Annotated in this window: 2 protein-coding genes and 1 pseudogene; all 3 read left to right on the top strand. The window is 65.2% G+C overall.

The genetic code is table 11. From position 1 onward, the window contains the following. Positions 1–749: ATP-binding cassette domain-containing protein (locus WAW17_RS20695; protein ID WP_422334789.1), on the top strand; the 749-nt coding region annotated here is incomplete at its 5' end. Positions 750–753: 4 nt separating this feature from the next. Next, positions 754–1,173, top strand: a pseudogene (locus WAW17_RS20690) (acyl-CoA thioesterase); the annotation flags it as partial. Between the two features lie 110 nt (positions 1,174–1,283). Continuing rightward, a partial coding sequence (locus WAW17_RS20685; protein WP_422334788.1) for an NAD-glutamate dehydrogenase occupies positions 1,284–5,578 on the top strand: 4,295 nt, incomplete at its 3' end.

The following is a 5,578-nucleotide window of genomic DNA, read 5'->3' as shown; positions in this document are numbered from 1 at the left end:
TCCCGGCACCGCCGCGACTGGGCGACGTCGTGGTCGAGGTGTCGCACCTCGACAAGGGCTTCGACGGCAGGGTGCTGATCAAGGACCTGTCGTTCACGCTGCCGCGTAACGGCATCGTCGGCGTCATCGGCCCCAACGGTGTCGGTAAGACCACACTGTTCAAGACCATCGTCGGACTCGAGGAGCCGGACGCGGGCGAGGTGAAGATCGGTCAGACGGTCAAGCTCAGCTACGTCGACCAGAACCGGTCGGGCATCGACCCGGACAAGACGGTGTGGGAAGTGGTATCGGACGGGCTCGACTTCATCGTGGTCGGCCAGACCGAGATGCCGTCGCGCGCATACATCAGCTCGTTCGGGTTCAAGGGTCACGACCAGCAGAAGCCTGCGGGAGTGCTCTCCGGTGGTGAACGGAACCGGCTGAATCTGGCGATGACACTCAAACAGGGCGGCAACCTGATCCTGCTCGACGAGCCCACCAACGACCTCGACGTCGAAACCCTCGGCTCGCTCGAGAACGCTCTCGAGCAGTTCCCCGGTTGTGCCGTCGTGATCTCGCACGATCGGTGGTTCCTGGACCGGACGTGTACGCACATCCTGGCCTGGGAGGGTGGTTTCGGCGACAACGAAGCCGCCTGGTACTGGTACGAAGGCAACTTCGAGGGCTACGAGGCCAACAAGGTCGAGCGCCTCGGACCCGACGCCGCACGCCCGCACCGGGTCACCCACCGCAAGCTCACCAGGGACTGATCCGGTGGAGCGGAAGGGTTTCACCTACGAGGTCCAGGTCCGGTGGGGTGACGCCGACCGGTTGGGGCACGTCAACAACACCCGCTTCGTCGAGTACATGCAGGAAGCGCGTGTGCACTTCATGATCCAGGAGTTGCGCGGCGCCGGAGAGCACCCCGGTGCGATGGTGGTGCGCAAGATGGACGTCGAATTCCTGCGTCCCGTGACCGACGACTCCGGTCCGCTGACAGTCGAGGTGTCGGTGCTGCACGTGGGTAACTCGTCGTACACGATCCGGCACGTCGTCACCGACCGCCACGGTGTCCGGTGCGGCAGCGGCGACGCGGTTCTCGTCGCATTCGATGTGAAGGCCGAGTCGTCACGTCCGTTGTCGGATGCCGAGCGCGCCGGACTCGAGCGGCATCTCGTCCCGGTGCCCGCGGGTTGCGGAAAAGGGGGTAGTGGCAACCTGAGTTCACGCTCTGCGCGGATCGCCGCGGGATACTCTCGAGAAGAGGGCCCGCGGCGATCCGAACGCAGAGGAAGTGAGCCACGATGACGGAGTCGGCAGCACTGAGGGATGCGGAATGGGCCCGGAAGCTCCCGGTCTCCGTCCGGTCCCGAGTGCCGTCACTTGCTTCCCTGTACTTCCGTCACATCGATCGTGGCGACGGTCGGACGTCGCCCGGCGGCGTATCCGACGCAGCGTTTACCCGTCACTTCGAACTCGCACTTCACCGGCCGCCCGCACAGGCTGTGACCGTGGTGCACCGGCCCGGCGACGAGGACGGTATCGGTCCTTCCCTCCAGATCGTCAACGACGACATGCCCATGCTGGTGGAGTCGATCACGTCCCTCCTCAACCGGCTCGGTATCGGCATCAGCGAATTCATCCACCCCGTCATTCCGGTGCGGCGCAGCCCCGACGGATCCCTCGAGGAGATCCTGGTGGACGAGGACGGGGTCGAAGCGCCGGCGGGCGCACGCACGGAGTCGTGGATACACGTTCAACTCGACTCGCGGACCGACCCGGAGGCCCTGGATGCTCTCGCGGAGCAGGTGGGCTCCGTGCTGTCGGACGTCCGGCAGGTGGTGCATGACACCGGCGCGATGCGCAGGCTCGAACGGGACCTCGCCGACCAACTCGAGGCCTCCCCGCCCCGTCCCGGGATCTCGAAGGAAGATCTCGAGGACTGCGCCGACCTGCTGCGATGGATGTCCCACGGGTACTACGCCGCGCTGGGATACCGCCGGTACGCGGTGGGGGAAACGGACGAGTCGGGGCGCCGCAGCCTGCAGGTTGTTCCGGGCAGCGGGCTGGGGCTGTTGCGGTCGGACACGGACACCGATACCTCGCCGGCTCTGCCCCCGGCAGTCGAACTTCCCGATCGGCCGCTGCTGGTGCTCACGCAGGGCTCGGAACCCGCGACCGTCCACCGCTCGGTCTACCCGTTCTCCGTCGGGATCAGCATCTTCGACGACGGCGGCAACATCGTCGGTGAACACCGGTTCCTGGGTTTGTTCACGGTGACGGCGCTGCACGAGAACGTGCTCGACATCCCTGTCATCGCCCGCCGGGTGCGGAGGGTGATCGAACGTGCGGGCTTCAGGCTGAATTCGTACTCGGGTCAGGCGATGCTGGAGGTCATCCAGTCGTTTCCTCGGGCCGAACTCTTCTCGAGCGACGCGGACACGCTGTACGACACAGTGACCGCGATACACAGCATCGGATTACGCCGCCAGGTGCGATTGTTCGTCCGGGAGGATTTCCTGGGCAGGTTCGTGTCCTGCCTGATCTATCTTCCGCGCGACCGGTACACCACCCGGGTGCGGACCGCGATGCAGAACATCCTGTTACGGGAATTCGGTGGCGGCACACTCGAATACACGGCCCGGGTCACCGAGTCGGACCTCGCGCTGCTGCACGTGACGATACGGAAGAGGGCGGATCGGCCGGGTCCGCGACTGGGCATCGCGGATTCCGATCGTGAACGGATTCAGGGCCTGCTGGCGGAGGCGAGCCGAAGCTGGGAAGACCGGCTCAACGATCTTCTGCCCGACTCCGGGGTGGATTCGGCTCTGGCGCAACGCTATGCGGAGATCCTCCCGGAAGGCTACAAGGAAGATTTCGACGCCTTGCGTGCGCTCACCGATTTCGGGAGGCTCGAGACGCTGGTCGAGGGGGCGATCGACCTCCTGGTGTACCGCGATCCCGATGCGGAGGGTGGAAGTTGGCGTTTCACCCTGTATGTGGGAGGCGAAGGGATCTCGCTCAGCCAGGTCCTGCCCGTGTTGCAGAGCCTGGGGGTGGAGGTCGTCGACGAACGTCCGTACTCCGTTGCACGGCCCGACGGACTTCTCTGCTGGATCTATGATTTCGGCCTGTCCGTACCGGCAGAGCTTCTTCGTGCGTCCCTCGGGGAAGATCTGGATGCCGAGCTGGCGGCTGAGGTGCAGGCGGCTACGGCTCCGCAGCTTCAGGAACGATTCACCGACACCTTCGCCGCGGTGTGGTTCGGCAGAGCGGAGCCCGACCGGTTCAACGAACTGGTCCTGCGCGGGGGTCTCACGTGGCGTCAGGCGTCGATCCTGCGTGCATTCACAAAGTATCTGCGGCAGGCCGGTTTTCCGTACAGTCAATTCCACATCGAGGGCGTTGCCCTGGCCAATCCGCATATTGCATGCACGGTGGTCCATTTGTTCGAGGCCATGTTCGATCCCGATGTCCAGTCGCGGGATCGGGTTCGGGAACTCGAGGACCGCCTGGCGAAAGATATCGACGGGGTGGTGAGTCTGGACGCCGATCGCATTCTGCGGAGCATGTCCGCCTTGGTCGACGCCACATTGCGGACCAACTACTTCGTGACCGACCAGGCGGGAAACTCTCTCGGATACCTGTCGATCAAGCTGGAGCCCTCCCGGATCGTGGAGTTGCCCAAGCCTCGACCGAGATTCGAGATCTTCGTGTATTCGCCTCGCGTGGAGGGTGTGCATCTGCGATTCGGAGCAGTCGCCCGTGGTGGTCTGCGCTGGTCCGACCGGCGTGAGGACTTCAGGACCGAGATTCTTGGTCTGTCGAAGGCGCAGGCGGTGAAGAACGCGGTGATCGTTCCGGTCGGGGCCAAGGGCGGTTTCGTCGTCAAGCACCTGCCGCCGGCCACCGGCGATCCGGTGGCAGACCGCGTTGCCGCTCTGGAGGCGGGCAAGGATTGCTACCGCACCTTCATCTCCGGCTTGCTCGATCTCACCGACAACGTCGACCACGCCACTGGCAACGTGGTCCCGCCTCCGCAGGTAGTGCGCCGTGACGCAAACGACCGGTATCTGGTGGTTGCGGCGGACAAGGGAACGGCCACCTTCTCCGACCTCGCCAATTCCGTTGCTCGGCAATATGGTTTCTGGCTGGGCGATGCGTTCGCCTCGGGAGGATCAGCCGGCTACGACCACAAGAAGATGGGAATCACCGCCCGCGGTGCCTGGGAGAGCGTCAAACGACACTTCCGTGAGATGGGGATCGACACCCAGGGCCGGGATTTCACCGCGGCCGGTATCGGGGACATGAGTGGCGACGTCTTCGGCAACGGAATGCTGCTCAGCCGGCACATCAGGTTGGTTGCGGCGTTCGATCACCGGCATATCTTTCTCGACCCCAACCCCGACGCGTTCGAGTCCTTCCGCGAGCGTTCGCGGCTCTTCGCCCTGCCCCGCTCGTCCTGGGCGGATTACGACGCGAACGTCATCAGTGAGGGCGGGGGTGTGTGGGATCGCACCCGCAAGTCGGTGCCGATCAGCATACCGGCGCGGGCTGCGCTCGGTCTCGGCGAGACGATCACCGAACTGTCTCCGCCGGAACTCGTGCGTGCCATCCTCGCGGCACCGGTGGATCTGCTCTGGAACGGCGGGATCGGCACCTACATCAAGGCTTCGACGGAAACGAATGCGATGGTGGGAGACAAGGGCAACGACATGGTGCGCATCAACGGTAACGACGTGCGAGCCCGAGCGGTGGGGGAGGGCGGCAATCTCGGGGTGACCGCGCTGGGGCGGATCGAGTACAGCGAGAGCGGGGGGCGGATCAACACCGACGCCATCGACAACTCGGCCGGCGTCGACTGCTCCGATCACGAGGTGAACATCAAGATCCTCCTCGACTCGTTGGTGAGCTCGGGTGCGCTGCCCGAGGCGGAGCGAAATCCGTTGCTGGCGTCGATGACCGACGAGGTTGCCGAGCTGGTGCTGGCCGACAACATCGCCCAGAACAACCTTCTCGGCGTCTCCCGCACCAGCGCGCCGCAGATGCTGGGTGTGCATCGACGTCAGATCGCGAACCTGGAGTTGCGCCGTGGCCTCGACCGCACCCTCGAGGCGTTACCGACGGAGGAGGAGATCGTCCGTCGCCGCCAGCTGGGACAGGGACTGACGTCGCCGGAGCTCGCTACCCTCACCGCCCACGTGAAGCTCGCGCTGAAAGATGATCTGCTCGCCACCGACCTTCCCGACAGCGAGACGTTCGCGCCGCGGCTTCCGCGGTACTTCCCGACGGTGCTGCGTGAGCGCTTCCGGGCTGCCATCAAGGCGCACCCGCTGCGGCGGCAGATCGTGGCCACGATGCTCGCCAACGAGACCATCGACAACGGCGGTATCACCTTCGCCTACCGGCTCGCGGACGAAGCCGGCGCGACCAGCACCGACGCCATCCGTGCGTATGCGGCGGTGACGGAGATCTTCGCGTTGCCCGACGTGTGGACGCGGATTCGCGCCGCGGGCGTCGCCGCTGATGTCGAGGACGACCTCGTTCTCGAATCCGGGCGGTTACTCGACCGGGCCTCGCGGTGGTTCCTGACGAACCG

The organism is Rhodococcus sp. (in: high G+C Gram-positive bacteria) (assembly GCF_049286785.1).
In the GTDB taxonomy this organism is placed as follows: Bacteria; Actinomycetota; Actinomycetes; order Mycobacteriales; family Mycobacteriaceae; genus Rhodococcus_F.
The sequence above is the reverse complement of the archived record's forward strand: the minus strand, read 5'-3'. Positions and strand labels throughout refer to the sequence as shown.